Annotated in this window: 17 protein-coding genes and 3 pseudogenes; 4 read left to right on the forward strand and 16 right to left on the reverse strand. The window is 31.2% G+C overall.

All coding sequences use genetic code 11. The annotated features are described in order from the left end of the window. Window positions 1-535 precede the first annotated feature (535 nt). Window positions 536-892 carry a hypothetical protein gene (locus AB1I62_RS08795; RefSeq protein WP_002377964.1) on the reverse strand — a complete coding sequence of 119 codons (357 nt, stop codon included), beginning with the start codon at window positions 890-892 and terminating at the stop codon, window positions 536-538. A 2041-nt stretch (window positions 893-2933) separates the two neighbouring features. Between AB1I62_RS08795 and AB1I62_RS08800 the strand changes: the two genes are divergently transcribed. Continuing rightward, a complete protein-coding gene (locus tag AB1I62_RS08800; RefSeq protein ID WP_367019173.1) occupies window positions 2934-3827 on the forward strand; it encodes an oligosaccharide flippase family protein in 894 nt (297 codons plus the stop codon). A gap of 58 nt (window positions 3828-3885) precedes the next feature. Beyond that, window positions 3886-4518 carry a polysaccharide biosynthesis C-terminal domain-containing protein gene (locus tag AB1I62_RS08805; RefSeq protein ID WP_367019427.1) on the forward strand — a complete coding sequence of 211 codons (633 nt, stop codon included), beginning with the start codon at window positions 3886-3888 and terminating at the stop codon, window positions 4516-4518. An 883-nt stretch (window positions 4519-5401) separates the two neighbouring features. On the opposite strand, the gene xylB is transcribed toward AB1I62_RS08805, so the two are convergent. From xylB to AB1I62_RS08840, 7 genes are all read right to left on the reverse strand, one after another. Then, window positions 5402-6892 carry a xylulokinase gene (xylB, locus tag AB1I62_RS08810; protein ID WP_002358556.1) on the reverse strand — a complete coding sequence of 497 codons (1491 nt, stop codon included), beginning with the start codon at window positions 6890-6892 and terminating at the stop codon, window positions 5402-5404. Between the two features lie 61 nt (window positions 6893-6953). Next, window positions 6954-8261, reverse strand: a complete 1308-nt coding sequence (gene xylA, locus AB1I62_RS08815; RefSeq protein ID WP_002358555.1) for a xylose isomerase — start codon at window positions 8259-8261, stop codon at window positions 6954-6956. A 104-nt stretch (window positions 8262-8365) separates the two neighbouring features. Then, on the reverse strand, window positions 8366-8773 hold the full coding sequence (locus tag AB1I62_RS08820) for a PTS sugar transporter subunit IIA (protein WP_002382851.1): 408 nt from the start codon (window positions 8771-8773) through the stop codon (window positions 8366-8368). An 11-nt stretch (window positions 8774-8784) separates the two neighbouring features. Next, on the reverse strand, window positions 8785-9267 hold the full coding sequence (locus AB1I62_RS08825) for a PTS sugar transporter subunit IIB (RefSeq protein ID WP_002363085.1): 483 nt from the start codon (window positions 9265-9267) through the stop codon (window positions 8785-8787). 24 nt (window positions 9268-9291) lie between these two features. Continuing rightward, entirely contained in the window at window positions 9292-10104 is an 813-nt protein-coding gene (locus tag AB1I62_RS08830) for a PTS system mannose/fructose/sorbose family transporter subunit IID (protein ID WP_002358552.1), read from the reverse strand. Beyond that, on the reverse strand, window positions 10097-10882 hold the full coding sequence (locus AB1I62_RS08835; RefSeq protein ID WP_002358551.1) for a PTS sugar transporter subunit IIC: 786 nt from the start codon (window positions 10880-10882) through the stop codon (window positions 10097-10099). Before AB1I62_RS08835 ends, AB1I62_RS08830 begins: the two co-directional genes overlap by 8 nt. Next, entirely contained in the window at window positions 10882-12957 is a 2076-nt protein-coding gene (locus tag AB1I62_RS08840; protein ID WP_002382850.1) for a TIM-barrel domain-containing protein, read from the reverse strand. The genes AB1I62_RS08835 and AB1I62_RS08840 overlap by 1 nt, the downstream gene beginning before the upstream one ends. Window positions 12958-13315: 358 nt before the next feature. On the opposite strand from AB1I62_RS08840, the gene AB1I62_RS08845 reads away from it, so the two are divergent. Next, window positions 13316-14482, forward strand: a complete 1167-nt coding sequence (locus AB1I62_RS08845) for an ROK family transcriptional regulator (protein WP_002358549.1) — start codon at window positions 13316-13318, stop codon at window positions 14480-14482. A gap of 143 nt (window positions 14483-14625) precedes the next feature. Here the strand turns inward: AB1I62_RS08845 and AB1I62_RS08850 are convergent, their stop codons facing one another. The 3 genes and pseudogenes from AB1I62_RS08850 to ssb all read right to left on the reverse strand — a co-directional run. Next, window positions 14626-15582 carry an IS3 family transposase gene (locus AB1I62_RS08850; RefSeq protein WP_367019428.1) on the reverse strand — a complete coding sequence of 319 codons (957 nt, stop codon included), beginning with the start codon at window positions 15580-15582 and terminating at the stop codon, window positions 14626-14628. Window positions 15583-15672: 90 nt separating this feature from the next. Beyond that, the gene (locus AB1I62_RS08855; protein WP_367019175.1) at window positions 15673-16026 is read right to left on the reverse strand and encodes a transposase; all 354 of its coding nucleotides are present in this window, start codon (window positions 16024-16026) and stop codon (window positions 15673-15675) included. 38 nt (window positions 16027-16064) lie between these two features. Next, window positions 16065-16196: pseudogene (gene ssb / locus AB1I62_RS08860) on the reverse strand (single-stranded DNA-binding protein); the annotation flags it as partial. Between the two features lie 181 nt (window positions 16197-16377). Here ssb and AB1I62_RS08865 point away from each other — a divergent pair. After that, entirely contained in the window at window positions 16378-16626 is a 249-nt protein-coding gene (locus AB1I62_RS08865) for a hypothetical protein (protein WP_367019177.1), read from the forward strand. On the opposite strand, the pseudogene AB1I62_RS08870 reads toward AB1I62_RS08865, so the two are convergent. The 5 genes and pseudogenes from AB1I62_RS08870 to AB1I62_RS08890 form a co-directional block, all read right to left on the reverse strand. After that, window positions 16627-16902, reverse strand: a pseudogene (locus tag AB1I62_RS08870) (helix-turn-helix transcriptional regulator). Window positions 16903-16948: 46 nt separating this feature from the next. Then, a complete protein-coding gene (locus tag AB1I62_RS08875) occupies window positions 16949-17293 on the reverse strand; it encodes a type II toxin-antitoxin system PemK/MazF family toxin (RefSeq protein ID WP_367019178.1) in 345 nt (114 codons plus the stop codon). Further along, window positions 17287-17550, reverse strand: coding sequence for a PbsX family transcriptional regulator (locus AB1I62_RS08880; RefSeq protein ID WP_367019179.1), 264 nt, complete (start codon window positions 17548-17550; stop codon window positions 17287-17289). Before AB1I62_RS08880 ends, AB1I62_RS08875 begins: the two co-directional genes overlap by 7 nt. Before the next feature lie 108 nt (window positions 17551-17658). After that, a complete protein-coding gene (locus tag AB1I62_RS08885) occupies window positions 17659-17880 on the reverse strand; it encodes a hypothetical protein (protein ID WP_367019180.1) in 222 nt (73 codons plus the stop codon). A gap of 275 nt (window positions 17881-18155) precedes the next feature. Next, window positions 18156-19687 (reverse strand): annotated as a pseudogene (locus AB1I62_RS08890) (IS1182 family transposase); the annotation flags it as partial. Window positions 19688-19912 lie beyond the last annotated feature (225 nt).

Consider the following 19912-nt stretch of genomic DNA (forward strand, 5'->3'; position numbering starts at 1 on the left):
TGTTTCTCTTGTTTTAAATAAAGTGTATATAATCAAAAACGCAAAAATAATAGAAATTAGTTGAACCATCAATATGTCTCCTTCTTACTAATTAAGTCTAGTATCATACATCTTCATGGAAAATATTTTTTATCCATATAACCTTTGTAAGAGATTACAAATAAAAATATGGATATCAAGATAATTTTAAAATTTTTAAACTCATCAAAAACAAAGTAAGCATAAAGAAAAGATATACCACCTAAAAAAATACAAGCAATAGAAATATTAAACGAAAATTTAACAAATAAGTAGAATTTATTTGTTATTTTTTCATTCAAAGTCCCTATAGTAGAGATAAAAACTGAGACTATAAAGATTATTAGAATTGACCCTATTACAAGGTACATCTTTTTCAATCCTTTCGTAAACTCTATTAAGTTAATTCAATGTAGCCATTATTGGGTATTTTGTCAATAGAATCTAATAATTTTGCAGCTTGCTTTCCAGAACTTAGAATCACACTAATAATTAATCCAACTGCTTTATCTTGTAATTAGTTTTTTGCGCCTTCTTGACCCAATTCTTTAACCATTGCAGACATTGACCCAAAACTTCCGATAATTAATACAACATTAAGCGCAGTATCTAAAACTGTTTCTAAGACGTCAACAGAAATCAAACCATGTCCAGTATTTCTAGGTTGTATTATAAAACCTTGTATCGCGTTTGATAGATATTGTTTATATTGCTCTCTAGACATCCCTTTTGCACTTCCATTTTGTAAAGCAATATCATATTGTAGATCTAAAACTTTGTTATATAATTCTAATTGAACAGGAGTCATATTTTCTTTATTGAATTCGGTTTCAAATAGAGAAACTCCTTTGTATTGATTGGCTAGCGCCTCCATCCGTTGCTCTAGCTCTTTTGTTGTAGAATTTACTTATACGTAGTTACTCTCTTCATTTGCGTATACTGTAGCCCCTGTTGTTAATATCGGTGATAATCCTAATAACATTGCAACTCCAGTAGTGATACATATTCTCTTTTTCAATATTATACCTCCTATCAGTGTTTTTTTCTACTAAAAAAGTATATATTCATCAACTATTTACCGTTACTCAAATTCCTTAAATACACTATATTTCTCCCTATATCATTAATGGTAACTTTCCTTTTTTCATTCATATTCTCCTGTGCTATATTATTCTTTAAAATTGGACCATCAGCTGTTTTTATTGGAAAACCACACATACTTCCTCTGACGCACGTTTCATTTTTGTTTTTGGTGCGCTGACCCAGAACACAAATCAAAATATACCTTAAATGTCCTGCTACATACCTAATAACAATTGGAATATAAAAAAGACCAACAAGGTATATGTAGTGCCCCCCAAAAAGTTTGTCTTTTTAGTTAACATATTTTAATAGAAAATTTGTTTATTACATCACGAAATACTGTATAAAAATTGTATCAAGCACACATCACTTTTTTTAGCCTATCATTTTACGTTGACAGTCTAGCTGGTTTCTTATCTCAATTTTGAACCCATTGTTTTTCTGCTATAATCATAGTTGACGTTTGATCTGAATAATTTTTAATGATATTGTTAAATTTTGTCATTGATTGGCTTATTTCATCATCAGCACTTTTTGATCATTTAAAATTTAGATATTTAATTCTAGATCTACTAATTGAGTCTAGATTTTTTAAAAGTTTGTTTATTGTCTACAGATAAGATATATTCTATCATATACAAATTAGCTAAATAAAAATTCTGTAAATAACTTTTATTATTCAGTATCTTGTCTTCTTTACTAAGTATTGGGTATATTAGTTTTAATTTCCTATTATTTTTGTCTATTAAATACTCATATATAACATACAGTAAGAATGTATTTAGCACATATAATGGTAATTCTTTATTTTTTTTATTATTTTGCATACCTCATTGGTATTTAAGAAAGTTGACTGATTATATTTATTAAGTAAGCTATTTGATACAATATAATACATTTCGAAAATATAATCCTTAGTAACTAATTTATATATATTGTATCCATCATTCATAAACCCGTTAAAATTAAAAGGAACTACAGTAATCAAGAATATTGAAAAATTAAATAAAGAAAAATATTGAAAAAGTCAATTTTTACAAAAAAGGTTAATGTAAAAAAAAAGACTAAATATTGGTCCTCCGGTTAACAACCTCAGAATTTTCTTATTATTAAACGTAGTTGGCTTATATCTAAATAATCCACCAAAAATCCCCACTGTGTATTTAATCTAATCTTAAACTGATTTTCCCACGAAAGTTTTATAAACCCAAATATTAATGACTCTGGTCTAACTTTATTAAATAATCCAAAAGCTAAATGACCTAACTCATGTACAAAGATAGACAATAATAAGGCAAAGTATGCTATAGATACTAAATTTAATTCAAAAACAAGAGTAAAGATTACGAGAAGTAACGTAAAGATCATCGGAGATATAAATTTCATCTATTTTATTCTCACCTCTTTGTATTTAAGCATGCTATTTTTATCTATAAAAGAAACAGCATTTTACAATATTTCTATATGATCTAGTTTCAACTTCTATATTTGTTTCTAATGCTGTAAAACCAATCCCAATCATGCCTCAAATAACTAAACTTTTAACTAACTTCTTTTTCATTAGTATTCATCTCGAAAATAAAAATTAGAAAACGTCTTCCACGCAAGAATTGTAGCTCCATTGATCTAGTTTTGTAAACATTGAGACAAAGGTTTCTATCTAACAATTTTGTAAGTTGGTGCCCTTCGAATTTGATTAAATTAGATTTTATTCCGTTTTATTTCAAGGTAAGTATTAATACAAGTTTTAATTTTTATAAAAAAATGAATCTTACCATAGAGATTTACTAACTAATTATTTATACTTTTTATAATAGATTGGAGGTTACTATATGAGGGAAAAGTTATTAATAGGGAGTTTTTGGTTATCATTCTTTAATATTGTTTGTAAAATTCTCGGATTCATTTATCTAATACCTTGGCTAAAATTTATGGGAACTATCCACAATCAACAAACTGCTCAAGCTATTTATAATGTTGCATACTTACCTTATGCTTTATTCTTATCACTTGGTACAGCTGGATTTCCTAGTGGCATTGCTAAAAAAATTGCTGAATTAAATATTAATGGAAATAAAAACCAAATAAAAGAATTGTTCAAAAGTGGCTTGATAGTTATGGAAATAATAGGGATTCTCTCTGCTTTATTAATGTTTATTTTTGCTCCTACATTAAGTAAAATAAGTCCAATAGTTGATCATACTGCGGGTATCACAGCAATCCGTAGCCTTTGTTTTTCTTTATTAATTATTCCTATACTTAGCGCACTAAGAGGGTATTTTCAAGGTCTAAATTATAGTTTTCCTTTTGGTGTTTCCCAACTACTAGAACAATTAGTTCGAGTAGTTTGTATTTTAGTAGGAACCTATCTAATTAGAGTTCAATTTAATGGTAGTATTTTATCTGCAGTTATATTAAGTACATTTGCATCCTCCATAGGGGGAATAGTTGCATTTCTTTATCTACTTTTTATCGGAAAAAAAAGAAATTTGTTTCAACTTAAAGATTTTTACTTCTTACCTTTAAAATCTATATCTCACATGAAAGGTCTTGCTATAGATATAATCAAAGAATCATTGCCGTTTGTATATGTAGGATCGGCTATTTCTATTTTACAATTAATTGATCAATTTTCTTTAAAGGTTTTGTATTCTTTGTTTTTTCCTCAAAGTAGTTTAAGCGAACTTCAAACATTGTATACATTAGCCTCTGCAAATCCTAAATAAATTAGCTCCAGTACTACTAGGTATTATTGGATCAATTACTATTTCAGCTCTACCTTTAATAAGTACTGTAAAATCAAAACCTGAGTTATTACAAGGTACCTCACAAATACTACGATTAGCCTTTACATTTTTACTACCTACTTCGATAGGAATGATAATATTATGCAATCCTCTTAATACATTATTCTTTGGATTTAATTTAGATGGAAGTAGATATTTATCAGCAACAATTATTAGCACATCTCTATTAGGGATTTTTACAATAGTATTATCTATTTTACAAGCACTAAGTTTTCATAAGAAAGCTATGCAAATCACTTCAATAACTCTTTTATTAAAACTTATTATTCAAATTCCATGTATATATCTATTTAAAGGGTATGGATTATCGATTGCTACAATTATATGTACGATGTTTACAACCATCATAGCTTATAGATTTCTAAGTAGAAAATTTGATATTAATCCAATAAAATATAACAGAAAGTATTATTCAAGATTAGTTTATTCAACTATAGTAATGACTATTTTAAGCTTACTAATGTTAAAAATCATTTCTAGTGTTTACAAATTTGAAAGTACTCTTCAACTATTTTTTTTAATAAGCTTAATCGGATGTTTAGGTGGAGTAGTATTTTCTGTAACATTATTTAGAAATAAATTTATTTCTAAATTAGGCAAGCTTTTTTAATACAACATGATTAACAGTAATAATCACTTTCTTTTTGCGATATATTATCATTAAAAGGATATAGATAATTTAAAAAATACCCCCCATTGTCGTTCAAGAATTTTGGAGTTTCCTAGCCATTAGTTTTCTTATATTCAATTATTTTTCATTGTCCTATATGAAATTTTGCAACTATTCTAAGGCTATGAAAAAAACTAACCATCCTTAAAGAATTTATATCGGCATTAGTAATTCTAATATTTATTTCTTAGAGCAAAACCACTAATTGTTAGTTAAACTCTTTTTTTATTATACAATGCTTTTACTGATAAAAGTTCTATCCTCATTTTAATAAAAGATTATTTAAGTTTCTATCTAATGAATTTTACGGATTTGCTAACGTATTATTAATTGAGTAACCTTTTTCAAAATTGTCCCTAATGCTGTGAAACCAATACTAATTTCAACACAAATAACTAAAACTTTAATTATCTTCTTTTTCATTAGCTTTTATCTCGAAAACAAAAATTATAAAACGTTTTTTAACTTACCGTAACTATTCTTATTTTCTAAATGTTACAGAATAGTTACGGTAAGTTAAATATAGTACTTTCTTTCTATTTCATTGCCTGCTACGCTCTTTTTTATCTATATATTATCCATCAAATACACATTCATACTATCTATCATAATTTTTATATTCTATTCGTTGTACAATAGTTATAAGAAATATATTCAAACAAAACGCCTTTTCTTACTTAACTATTTTAATTTTCTAGAAAGCATAATCTTTTGTACTATCTATTTGCCTTAAATAATGCAATTCTATTTATCATGGAGACAAAAATTTAAAATATTACTTTATGCTTTTTGACTAACACTATTATATTAAATTGACTAACGTTTACTCTTGTAATTGATAACAAATCTCTTTAGTAGTAGAATAAACTTTACTATATACTTGAAAGAATTTATTATATAACAACACATTTTTTTCAATTGGTTGATATACTTTTTTATATTTCACAAACATTTTAATACAACTATCAATGTTTGCACACATACCACAACCAATAACTGCTAATATTGCAGCTCCCAAGCTAGGACCCTGTTCCGTTTCCAATGTAGTGATAGGAAGGCCAAAAATATCAGCCTGTATCTGAAGCCATTGTTGATTTTTCGTTCCTCCACCTACAGAAATAATTTTTTTTATTTTCAAATTTTTTCTTTGTTCCATGATTACTTTAGATTCTTTTAATGAAAAAGTTATTCCTTCAATAACTGATCGTGTAAAATGTTTTAGACTATGTCGACTATCGATACCAATAAAACTCCCCCGAATTTGACTATCTTGATACGGAGTTCTTTCTCCTCTTATATAGGGAGTAAAAATCAAGCCCTCACTTCCTACTATTACTTCATCAATATTCGCTAACAAATCAGAAAATTCTACATCTTTAGCAAATGTATCTCTAAACCATTTTAAAGAATTACCTGCTGCCAACGTTACTCCCATGGAGTAATAAGAATTAGGCAGAGCTGAATTAAATAAGTGGAGATTACCTTGATATTCGTTCTCAGCATCGTCTTCCATTGACAAAAAGACGCCACTAGTACCAATTGACAGCATTGCTACTTCAGAATTAACTATCCCAGCTCCAATAGCCGCACAAGCATTATCAGCTCCACCTGCAAAAATTTCCACTTTTGTTTCTAGTCCAAATCTATTAATCAACGAACTTCTCATATTACCAACTTTAGCTGAAGACTCAAATAATGTTGGCAAATACTCCTTAGGAATATTAAACTTATCAAGAATTGTCTTGGACCAAACGCGCTTTTTAACATCTAGCATTAACGTACCAGCTGCATCTGAATAATCCGTAGAATAACAACCAGTTAGCCAATGTACCAAATAATCCTTAGGTAACATTATATGCCTCGTTTTAGTCCAATTCTTTTCTTCATTTTCTTGAACCCATAAAATTTTTGGCAAAGTAAAGCCTTCTAAAGCAATATTTTTAGTAATTTCCTGTACTTCTCTCCCCATACAATTCATAATATCCTCACATTGTTTCGTTGTACGTACATCATTCCATAAAATAGCAGGACGAATTATTTCATTATCCTTGTCTAATAATACTAAACTATGCATTTGTCCAGATATACTAATCCCTTTCAATTCTTTTTTCATTTCGGGAAATTCACTCAATAAATCATTAATTACATTTTCAATTGCTTTAATCCAATCGTGTGGATTTTGTTCACTATATCCTGGTCTTGAAGAAAACAATGGATAATCTGATGAAGACGTAGCAATGACATCCCCTATTTCAGATACCAATAATCCTTTTAATGAACTTGTACCTAAATCTATACCTAAAACATAACTCATAATTATTAAATCCTTTCAAAAAAGCTGAAATACCTACAAAAGATATTTCAGCTCATTTTTCTTAATACAGATAATCATTTAAAATATTTTTTACATATTCTATATGACTTGATTCTATTATTGGTTCATCATTTTTTAGGGCATAATTAGTTAAACTTTCTAAATTTTCTTTTCCAGAAATAATTTTTGCTCCAATACCTTTTTTAAACGATGAATAACGCTGTTCTTTTAGATCCTCAAAGAAACGATCCTCTTTTAATTTCATCGCACTCTTTAATCCTCTCGCAAATGTATCCATTCCAGCAATGTGAGCAAGTAATAAATCTTCCATTTCAAAAGATGAACGTCTAACTTTAGAATCAAAGTTTATTCCCCCAGGTTCAATACCCCCATTTTCTAGTATTTCATACATAGCTAATGTAACATCATAAACATTAGTAGGAAATTCATCTGTATCCCAGCCAAGCAGAACATCACCTTGATTAGCATCAATTGAACCCAAGGCACCATAGTTTCGAGCTACATTAAGTTCATGTTCAAATGTATGTCCAGCTAAAGTTGCATGGTTAGCCTCTAGATTTAGCTTAAAATCCTTTTCTAACCCGTATTTTAAAATAAATGCCATAGTAGTTGCAGCATCGAAATCGTATTGATGTTTTGAAGGCTCTTTGGGTTTTGGTTCAATCAAAAATTGTGGCTTGTGTCCAATTTTTTCACCGTAAAATATAGCCATTTTGAATAGACGCGCAATATTATCTTGTTCAAACTTCATATCAGTATTTAGTAATGTTTCATATCCTTCACGTCCACCCCAAAAAACATAATTTTCTCCACCTAATTTTTTTGAAACATCTAAACCTTTTTTTACCTGAGCAGCTGCGATAGCGTATACGTTTGCATTATTTGTAGATGCTGCGCCGTTGACATAACGAGGATTTGAAAACATATTTGCAGTATTCCACAATAGTTTAATACCAGTTTCATCCATCTTTTCTTTTATTAAATCTGTAATTTCATCAATATTAGAAAAGAATTCTTTTAAAGAGTTACCTTCTGGAGCAATATCAATGTCATGAAAACAAAAATATTCAACATCTAGCTTTTCTAAAATTTCAAAAAAAGCTATAACTCTTTTTTTTGCAGTCTCCATAGGAGATTCTCCCAACCAACTTCGCTTATTAACTGCTTTTCCAAAAGGATCTGAACCGTCTTGTGTCATAGTGTGCCAGTATGCTACAGCAAATCGTAAATGTTCTTTCATAGTCTTTCCCATAATTATTTCTTCTGGGTTATAGTGTCGAAACGCGTACATATTTTTTGTGTTCGTTCCTTCATATTTAATTTTTTCGATTTTTGGGAAGTAAACCATGTTAAAAGTCTCCTTATCATCTTTAAAATTGTTATTTCAATTCGATTAATATTTTTATAATTTATATACTATTGAAAATTAATTAGTCAGAGGTAGTTTTAATTTTACTCTTCCTCTTCTTCAGCAATTTGTAACTTCGGTATTTTAATACTTTCGGTACCTATTTTCAATAAATGTTCTACAAGATTTTCCTCTTTTATAGCAAAGAATGATTCTAAAACCATTCCCAAATTAACTCCAGTTATTATCTGAATTCTTGAGTCTTCACTTGCTAGCATCATGGCAGTATTTGCTGGAGTCCCACCCATCAGATCTGCTAAAATCACAATTCTTTTTGCATCATTTAAAGTACCAATAATTTTATCTAATTTATTAAAGGTCCCTTCAATACCATCATCAGGCGTCATAGAAACAACAGGATAATTTATTTGATCACCTAAGATCATTTGAGCCGAATTCAAAATTTCTTTCGCCATAAGGCCATGGCTCATTAAAATTACTTCGTTGGTCATAATGATCTCCTTTACAATATATCTTTTAAAAAAGTCTTTTTATCATCTGGTGTCATAATTGTTGTTATTTCAATATCTAGACTTAATAGTTTCTCAAAAGCAGATCGCTCTTCATCAGTGACACTAATATTTGGTCTTAAAACAGTAGTATTATTACGATTTGACATATTACCAACATTGATTCTTTTTATCTCTAAATCATTTTCAATAAATGGTAATAAATCTACGGGTGATTTGACAATCATCAGAACATTTTGTCCTTCATATTTGCCATTTTTAATATTACTAATAGCTGTTTCTTCAGTTATGATAGACGAAGAAATTCCAGCAGGAACTGCCATTCTTAAAACCTGCTTTTGTAAATCATTTTTAGCAACGTTGTCGTTCACTACCATTAAACGTGTTACTCCCAATTTATTACTCCACATTGTAGCTACTTGACCATGGATCAAGCGATCATCAATTCTAATATTGTTAATACCTTTCATTTCCATCGAAAATGCCTCCCATAAATTATTTTATTTTAAAATACCTAGAGCCGCTAAAACAATTGACAATACCATAACACCAAGAATTAAGTAAATAGGTTTAACGTTCTTCTTTAATGCCCAGAAAACTAAACCAACTAATAATGCAGGCAATAATCCAGGCATTATTTGATCCAAAATATCTTGACCTTTCATTGAAAAATTACCCTGTTTAAAGTTTAAAGTAATATTAGCTTTAACGACTGAAGGTATTAATGCCCCCACGACCATTAATCCTAAAATCGAAGTTGACTCAGTTAATAATTTCAAACTTTTTTCTATAGTAGCAATTAATTTTGTTCCTGAGGCATATCCTGCATTAAATAATGGAATACTAACTAATTTTAGCGCTACACTTACAACAATCCATAACAAAATTCCAACTGGACTACCATCAATAGCCATATTTGCTGCAATAGCACCAAATATAGTCCAAGGAATAACTACAAATAAACTATCACCCAAACCAGCTACCGGGCCCATAAGGCCTGTCTTAATAGATGTTACAGCCTCTTCTGTGTTTTCGTCAGCATTCTCTTCCATAGCTACATTAATACCTAAAATGTAAGGTGCCACCCAAGGATTAGTATTAAAAAATTGTAAATGATTTAATACCGCTTTTTGTAATGCTTCTGGTTTATTTTTATATGCTATTTTTAAAAATGGTAATACTGCATAACAATATGCTAGCGCTTGCATCTTTTCATAATTAGAAGAAACTGAGCTTGTAAAAAACCATCTCCACAAAACACTTCGTTTAGTTTTTGTATCAATGCGTAATTTTAATTGTTCGATATTATTCATCGTCATCCATCCCCCCTGCTATATTAATCACAGTATTCTTTACTAAATCTTGACTATTTTTTTTATAAATTATTAATGCAATAGCTGCCCCTACAAGCGCTACTCCTAATAAAGGTATTTTCATATAAACAGCCATTACAAAACCAATAACAAGATAACTAAAATATTCTTTTGCAGGTAAATATCGCAGTAGTAACCCTATACCGACAGCTGGTAGTAAACCTCCAGCAACAGTTAATCCATTGGTTAGCCATTCTGGAGTATACGATAGAATTGTATTAATTAATGATGGACCGAAAATTACTGCCAATGCTACTGGTATGCCTGTTGTTGCTGCTGTTAAAAACACGCCAAACATTTGCATTTTGGTAATCATACTATAATCACCTTTTTTCACACCTGCTTCAGCTTTGTGAACCATCCAGATACCTATGGTATTTCTGATAACATCTAGTTGGACCATCAATAAAGCTACTGGTATACCAATAGAGATTCCTACAGATGGTTTTTGCCCAGTAGTAATTGTAATAAAAGTTGCTACGATACTTGCTGTTTGATAGTCAGGTATTGAAGCTCCTCCAAAATTACTTATTCCCAAAGATAGTAACTGTAAAGTACCACCGATAAATAAACCTGTTGATATATCACCTAGGATTAATCCTGTAACAAAACCCGCTGTTACCGGTTGATAAGTTCCAAACATTGTTGAGTTTTTTTCAAAGTTAATAAAAAATCCATACAGCACAATTAATACTAATTGAAAAATACTTGCTTCCATTAATTTTCCTCCTTAATTACATCAAATAATTTTGAAAATTTACCTTTTTCACTTGTTTTGATAAAAATCGGGATTTGTTGAATGTCTGCTTCGACTACCACTGTTTTTCCACCATCAAAGTTTTCTCTTGTCCATAGGTTTGTCCAACTTTCACCTTTTGGTAAATAAACTTCTCGACTAGTTTCTTTATAATTTTCAATAGGCGCAACAAGAATCGCATCTCCAAATAAATAGGTATCTTCAATATTCCATGCATTCTGATCATGTGGATATTCATAAAATAATGTTCTCATAAGTGGATCACCAAACTCATGGGCCTGTCTCATCAACTTACTAATATAAGGCTTCAATTCTTCTCGTATTTTTATATATTTCGTTAGTATTTGTTCGACTTCTTTACCATAAGACCAAATTTCATTTGGAGCTCCGGTAACCATTGATCCTCCTCCATGATCAGATAATGGTTTGCTGTGTGGTAAGCGATCACCATGCATTCGTAAAATAGGCGAAAATGTTGCATATTGGAACCAGCGGACTAGTAATTCTCTAAACTCAGGATCTTTAGGATCTCCTCCATGAAATCCTCCAATATCTGTTGTCCACCAAGGTAACCCAGCCAACCCAACGTTTAATCCAGTATTTACTTGATTACGAAAAGCTTCAAAGCTAGAATCAATATCTCCTGACCATAACAAAGCTCCATAGCGTTGAGCCCCTGCCCATCCACCTCTTACAAGTGTAACAACTGATTGATTATTTCCTAAACCTTCAGAAATCATTGATAAATAATCGATTGGATACAAATTCCCAATTTGTAAATCGGTTCCTTTTTTATATCGATAATTATCGAAATCATATACAGAATACCCAGGCTCAGCTACATCTAGCCAAAAATATTTAACTCCTTTGTTAACATAATTCTTTTTAATGAGGTTCCAAACATATTCTCGTGCTTTCTCATTAGTCATATCAACAAAAATTGTATTTCCTTGAATTTGCATTGTTAATCTAACGCCACGATTTACTTTCACTAAGTAACCATTTTCTAGATATTCATTAAAATTCATTGCATCAGTTTGTACAGTAGGCCATATGGAAATAATTGGCTCTACATTATATTCATCTCTTAATGTTCTTAAAAATTGTTCAGGTTGAGGCCAATATTCTTCATCAAATCGATATTCACCTTGTTTAGGCCAATGGAAATAGTCAATAGCTATAGTTGAAAGTTTTATTCCCAAAGCATAGTATTTTTTTACAACATCCATTACTTCATTTGGAGATCGATAGCGTAGTTTACTTTGCCATAATCCCAATAAGTTTTCAGGCATTTTAGGAACTTTACCAGTTAAATCACTATAATTTCGAAGTATCTCTTTTGGGGTATCACCCGCAATTACTACATAGTCAATATAATTAGTAGAAGCCATTTTCCATCGAGTCATGTTTTTAGCAAATGATACCTCTCCTATACCTGGATTATTCCATAAAAATCCATATCCTAAACTCGATACATAGAATGGTATAGATACTTGTGAGTTTCTTTGAGCTAATTCTAGAACTGTATTCTTCAAATCAAGATAAGATTGTTGATATTGTCCCATTCCAAAAATCTTCTCACTTGATTCAGATTCAAATCTAGTTGTAACCTGAAAACCACCTTGTAAATTAGAGTGGTATTCTCTAGACTTCAACTTCAGCGTTGAATTAAAATCTTTAGTTATTTCAATTGTACCTGCATCTTCACTTCCGTCATCATGTTTGACAGCTCTCAATCTGATAAACTCTTTTAATAGCACTTCATTTTTTTCATTATAAAAAGTCAATCGGTCCCGATGGTCTAACACAACTCTAATTTTCCCGTTTATTAATTCTGTCTTATTTTCGTCTTGATTTATTATGACTGTACCTAAAGCATCAGGCTCACCAATTAAAGAATTAAGTCTATTTTCAAAGTTCATATCTACAAACGATCTGACTCTAACGGCATTTTCACCCCAAGCTTCTACAATCAATAATTCATCATCAAAAGTTCTCGAAAAAGATTTTGGTGTAACTTCAATCACATCTTCCAACCCACTTTCAATTTCTTCTTAATTAGTTTGTATATGATAACAATACTAGTAATCGCAACAATACAAACGCTTTCATATGCACTCCTTTTGCTCTCTCTGTGTCAACAAAAGGTTATAGATTAATTTGTTTTCACGATAAACTAATTAACTAAAAAAAATAAACATAAGATAATCAGCATCAATGACTTGAAATTTATTCGTTAGCACGTTAAACTAATTAATAAATAGACTATAAAACAGGCTCAGTGAAATGTCAACTGTAAACGCTATATTTTTTTTGATAAATTAATTTGCTTTTAGCAAATAGGAATCTTAAACTTTAATTACAACTAATTTATTCTAATTTAAGGAGAGAAAAATGATTTCCAGCAAATACACTATTAGAGAACAAAATGAAGCTCAAATACTTAATCAAATTATAAAACATAGAGAAATATCTAGAGCCGAATTAAGTAAGATCACCTCTTTAAATAAAGCATCTGTTTCTTCAATTACAAACAAACTAATAAACGATGGATTCATCATTGAAAAAAGGATCGGAGAAGCTACAAATCGAGGAAGAAAACCTATCATGCTGACCTTTAACGGTAGTTCTTCAGCCTTAGTAATTGCAATTGATCTAGGCTATAACTATATAGATGGCGCATTAGCTTCTTTAGATGGAAAAGAAATCCATAGGGTTCAACTTATTGATACCTATGTTAACAAAAAAAATGTCCAAGATTTAATTCATAAAGTATTCAATCAGCTTACTTCAGATTGTCCTCATACCCATTATGGCATAGTAGGTATGACAATAGCTCTTCAAGGTCAAGTTCTAAATAATAAAATTATCAGTACTTCCTACAATGATCTTGCTGAAATAAACCTAGTTGAAATGTTAAACCAAGAATACAACTTCCCAGTATTCTTACAAAATGAAGCTAATTTATCAGCGTTGGGTGAATATACTTTTTCATCAGATATAGAAAACTTAGCATCCATTAGTCTTCATAGTGGCATTGGTGTCGGACTTGTGAAAAATGGTAAACTAGATGTTGGTAATAAAGGTTATGCTGGACAATTAGGACATACTATTTTGTTTCCCAATGGAAGAAAATGTACTTGTGGAAATCATGGTTGCTTAGAAAAATATTGCTCTACACAAGTGATTTATCACGAAATTTCGAAAGAGAAAAATCTCAATAAAATAAATTCAGATGTAGTTTCTATTCTATATAATAACAAAGAATCAAAAGTTGTTAAAATGATTGAACAATATGCCTACTATTTATCTATTGGTGTTAATAATGCTATCATGTTATATGCACCTGAATTAGTAATTTTCAATAGTCCATTAACAAAAAAAATTCCAGATATAATAAACATAATCCAAAGAAATTTAAACAATCAATTTACAAAAGACGTATTAGTTATTAACAGCCCTATCGAATGGAACCCTGTAATTAGTGGAGCTATTTCACTTTCAATACAGAAATTTTTAAATATTGAACAATTAAAACTCGGTAAATTAAATAAAATTTAGTACAACAAGAGATTGAAAAAAACAGATAACAATTAATAAGATTGATTGGCATCTGGTTTATTTTTTGTATAAAAATAAGAACACCTTTGCTAAAATAAAAGTGACCAAACAAATAGGTGTAGTGACCCCAAAAAGTTAGAATTTTATAGAGTGGATTTTTCCACTCTATTTTTTATGCAGTTTTTTTGATTGAATTGTCGAAATTCTACTGGGCTTTTCCAGTTAAGTTTTTCTTTGATTCGGTGATGGTTGTAATAATAAATGTAGTTCTCAATTGCTTCTCTTAATTCATTTTGATTTTGATAGATTTTTCCATAGTACACTTCTTGTTTTAGGATACTGAAGAAATTCTCCATAGGAGAATTATCTAAACAGGTTCCTTTTCGAGACATACTTTGAAAGATATTGTTGTCCTTTAATGTTTGTATATAGACATTCATTTGATAAGCCCAACCTTGCTCAGAGTGAAAGGTGCGACGATAGGGACAATCATTTGTTTGAGAAATTGCTTCTTTCAGACCTGCCATAACTGTTTTACCGTTTGGTTGAGTAGAAAGGCTATAGCTTAGAATTTCACTATTATACATATCCATAAATGAATCTAAATATAGTTTTTTCTGACGAAAGATGCCTGCGTTATCTGCTTCAAAGTACTTAAATTCAGTTGTATCAGTTGTGATTTTTTGATGAGGAACCGTTGGTAAAATCGCTAAAAATTTGATTCGTCGCGATTTTACCAACGGTTCCTTTATAGGAATTGTACTTCCTAGATTCTTAGTAAAAGCTTTGACTTGTAACTTTAACTTTTGAATTAATCGTTGGACTTTCTTTTTATTCACTTGAAATCCACGTCGTTTCAATTCTTGATTCATCCTTCTATAGCCATAATGTTGATGTTTTTTACGAATCGCTTGAATTTCTTCTTCAATTATTTGTGTTGAAGCTGTTCTGTCAAGGCGTTTTTGCCAGTACATGTAAGTGGATTTTGGAAACCTTAGGGTTTCCAAAATATCTTTTAATCGAAAGTGTCTTCGGAGACTGTGAATGATTCGTGCGATTCGTTCATTTTTTGTTCGTCCTCTAAACGCAGTCTCTTCAATTCTTTTAAATAGGCATTCTCGATTTTTAACATTCTATTTTCTTTTTCTAGTTTCTCTACTTGAGATAGTTCACTTGGTAATGGTTGGGGTTCATTTCTTTTTAGACATGGTAGGTGGACGTCCTTTCTGTTTAGAGAGTCCCTCTATACCAAACTTCTGATACGTTCTAAGCCAATTTCCAATCAATGATGGATTGTTCATTTTTAGAAGATTAGCTACTTCTTGATAGGACAACTCTATCGCATCTAGCTTAAATTGAATAGAGTAATTCTTACTTTTTCGACTGCGAAGTAGTCCTTCTTCACCAAGTTCTTTATAGGTATTAATCCATTTGCTTATTTGAGAATTATTTTTAACCCCATACTTCTTTGCGAGAAACCTTAGACCTCCTTGACCAGATAAGTAGTCATGAACAAGTTTAACTTCAAAACTGTATTTTTCCATACAAAAAAACTCCAAAAGTTAGATTTTTAGGTCTAACTTTGATTACCATGCTGATTCTTAAATTTACGATTCACAGCTAGTGTAAAAGTTGCAACAGCCGCACCACTTACAGTAAAACGTAAATCAGGATTTTTAGTTAGTCTCCCTACTAATACAACATTATTTATCATTAAATCACCCTTTCTATTCTTACCAGTACACGTACTTTATACGATTGTTTTAACAGTACTGGTATATTATTACAAGTAAAATATTGATTTCTATAAAAGTTTTCCGTACACTGTGATTGAATGGAGGGACAAGTAATGGAAATTGATTTATCAAACGAAACAACAAAAAAGGAATTAACAAATGGTTGTCTCATCATTTAGTCAGCAAAGAGATCGGTACACAGATAACTGGCCAAACAACAATGCTTTTAATCAAGCAGTAAAAATTGACCATATAATTCCTTTTTATAAAACTGAAGGAAAAGGTCCAGCTAAAGTGAAACTTTATTTACGAGAAGAGCTTGAAGAATACACTAATAGAAAAAGAGCCATAATAAAAAGAACGACTCACTTCATTAAAAGTAAGCCGTTCTTTTGCAATATATTATAACTATTTAAATTCTAAGTGTAATTCTTTTCCTACGTCATGTGCAATTTCATAAAGAACTTTAAAGCTAACATTCAATGTTCCATTTTCAATCCTAGCAATAGTACTTTGTGGTTTGACAACTTTTTCAGCAAGTTCCCTTTGAGAAAAACCTAGCTCTTTCCGCAATTGAGCTAACGCAACTGCTACTTCTAGTCTTTGAGACTCTAACTCAAACTCTTTAGCGAAAGAGCTACTGCTTTTTTTCTTTTATTCAATTAGTTGATTAATGGTTGCCATAGTAGTTCCCCCATTTTCATAAAGTTTTTTTACATTTCGCTAATGATTATACTTTTTGAAATACCGTTTTAACCTTTAACAATAGTTCATTGACTAGGTTTTCATGAGCTGTCTCTAGAAATACACATTTTCTAGCTTCGTAATCAATAGTTGTTAATTGATCTAATAATACTTTTCCTGAAGTTTTCATTTGATAGGAAGAGTCAATAGAAACATACAGAGGATAGTTTCTATTGGTACTTGATATCGGGGCAACAATTACAACATTACTGTAATCCGCAATAATATTGTGACTTAAAACAATATACGGTCTCTTTCCTGTCTGTTCATGACCTGATCGGGGAGCTGTATTCAATAACAAAATATCGCCTTGGTGTGGAACTTTTACCATTTTTCATTTCCCACGGCTTTTCCTAAATTTTGAACAGCAACATTTACTTTTCCTCCGTTGTAGTTTGCAAACAATTGTTCAATTGTTAATTCATCATCTGAATCTAAAGCTTCGATAATTAATCGTTTCTTACCATCAGATTCATCTTGTATAACCTTCACTTTGTCTTCTGTATGGAGTTGAAGATATTCCATCGTAGATTTAGGAAGTCTAAGTCCATTACTATTTCCCCATTTTTTTATCGATAGCATTTCCATCTAAAACACCTCTTTCTGTATATACAAAGTATAACACAAGACTTCCTGGAAGTATATACATAATTATCTGTGAATAAAAATCTTGATTAACTCTCTCTAATATTAGTTTTATTTTTCGAAATCTCCTAACTCCGGAAATCCTTTTTCATTTAAAATTGTTAATGCTTCTTCATATGTTCTTAGTTGTTTTTCAAATACCTTAATCTCTTTTTCCAATTCATTCTTTTCTTCACGTAACACTTTTACCTTAGCTAGCAATTCCTGATCGTTTGGATTAAACTTCAAGCGTTCGTTTGCTGAGAGTAGCTTTTGAGCCAGCTGTTTTTGCACTTCCTACACAAATCAAAAAGTTATCATGAAATTCTTTTCTAAGAACTTTTGGCGCTTGATCACTACTCACCTGTCTTGCAGAAATAATATTTAAAGCCGTAACCATTTCTCTTACATTCTGAATCACTGGATTTTTTCTTTTTGGAATCAAACCACGAGGCTGTGACATAAGTCATTGTCATTAACTACAAGAAGTTGGCTCCATGAAATCAGTAAATGATTTCATGGAGCCAACTTCTTTATGTATTTAACATACCGAGACGTTTCATTGCCGCTAACTTCCTCATATTTAATGCCATGATAAGAATGCCTGTCTCTTTTTTCACCTTTTCCATCCCTCGAACATGGTATCGAGTGAAATGCAAACAAGCCTTCATCCACCCAAAGACTAGTTCTACGTCAATTTTTCTTTGTGCGTAGATTTTTCCATTCTCAGGTTCTGAAAGCAAGGTACGTTGTTTTACTTTAAAGTATTCTAGCGAAGGATTGACTTTAATGATGCGTGTATTGCCCCCTTGGGTCAACGCCTCTTGAATCACTTCTTTGTTTTCTGTATATTTTTCTACTTTGTATTCTTTAAAATCTCGGAAAAATCCGTCGACTTTATTCGTGTCTGTCCTGTATGCATTGAAATTGAAACGAACTCCTTTTGGATCAAGGTAGCAATCCTCTTTTTCGTTATACGTCCAATTCATGACTTTTCGTTCATCCGATTGCCATTTCTTACTTTGCTCTTTCAACATCGTAGAGTAGGGGATCAATGCGGTATAGTATGGTTCGATCGTTCATCTTCAAGGTACCGATAATTTTGTTCTGAACCATACCCGGCATCTGCCACAATATACCTAGGAAGTCGACCCGCCTTGTTCATTTTTTCTATAAAAGTAGGGAAGGTTTTCGTATTCGTTGGATTTTGATAGACATCATAATCCAAAATGAACTGATTACTGGCAGCTATTTGAAGGTTGAACGCAGGCTTTAATTGCCCATTACGCATAGGATCTTCTTTGACACGCATAAATGTGGCATCTGTATCTGTTTTTGAATAACTATTTCGGGTACATAGCTAAGCGCTGTTGGTGATCCGTCATTTTGTCCCGACGCTCGCTTAGTTTTCTTTTTTGTGCTTTTAGTGTACGACGTTGTTGTTTGGCTGGATTCGGTGAAGCATCTTTGGTTTGGATCACTTCTTGCTCTAAATCTTCTAATCGTAGTTCCAGCCTTGTAAGTACTTCATCTAACCTATCTAATGTGAGCGTGGTTTCTTCGGGAATATGACTCGCTACATGTGCTTCTTTGAATTCAGACATCAAAGAGATGATCTGTTCACGATTCATTTTGTCGTATTTAATGGTGCTCTTTTTTCAAACAAAACTGTATTTATTGGCATCTGCGAGAACCTTCGTTCCATCGATAAAAATCGAATCACTCATTAATTTTTGCTCTCTAAGGTAGTGGATCAACGAATCGAGCCCTTTTTCAATCAACGTTTCTAACTCATTAGAAATTCGAAAGCACGCGATTGTACGATAGCTAGGAATCTGTTCTTGCGTCAACCAGCAGGGAGACTTTCTTCTGCTAGTTGCTCAATTTCCCGACTGCTAAACACGCTGCATGTATAGGCGAAAAGAACTAATTTTAACAGGGCACTCAAATCATAATTACGAGGGCGACCAAAAAGGTATGCTTCGTTGATTTCAAGGGATTCAACGAGTTCATTGATAAAACAAGCGGTGCTATCTTCTTTTGGAATATAAGAAGTTGTGATATCTAAAGTGAGTTGATTCATGTTATAATTTGTATGCATGATTTTGATCCTTTCGAGGGTTGAATGATTTAGAGTACGGCTGCTACCGTACTCTTTTTTATAGACTTATGTCACAGCCTCATCTGTTTTATTGTCTTTTCCCTTTTTAAATAAACAAATCCCACTTGTGATAATACCAACTAACGGTAACAGACTTAGTAAAGCTACAAATTTCGACCACCCAATATCAACAAACCTTCTTTCTTGGAACAGAAAAACCTATAA

The sequence above is a fragment of the Enterococcus sp. AN402 genome (genome assembly GCF_040719405.1).
In the GTDB taxonomy this organism is placed as follows: Bacteria; Bacillota; Bacilli; order Lactobacillales; family Enterococcaceae; genus Enterococcus; species Enterococcus faecalis.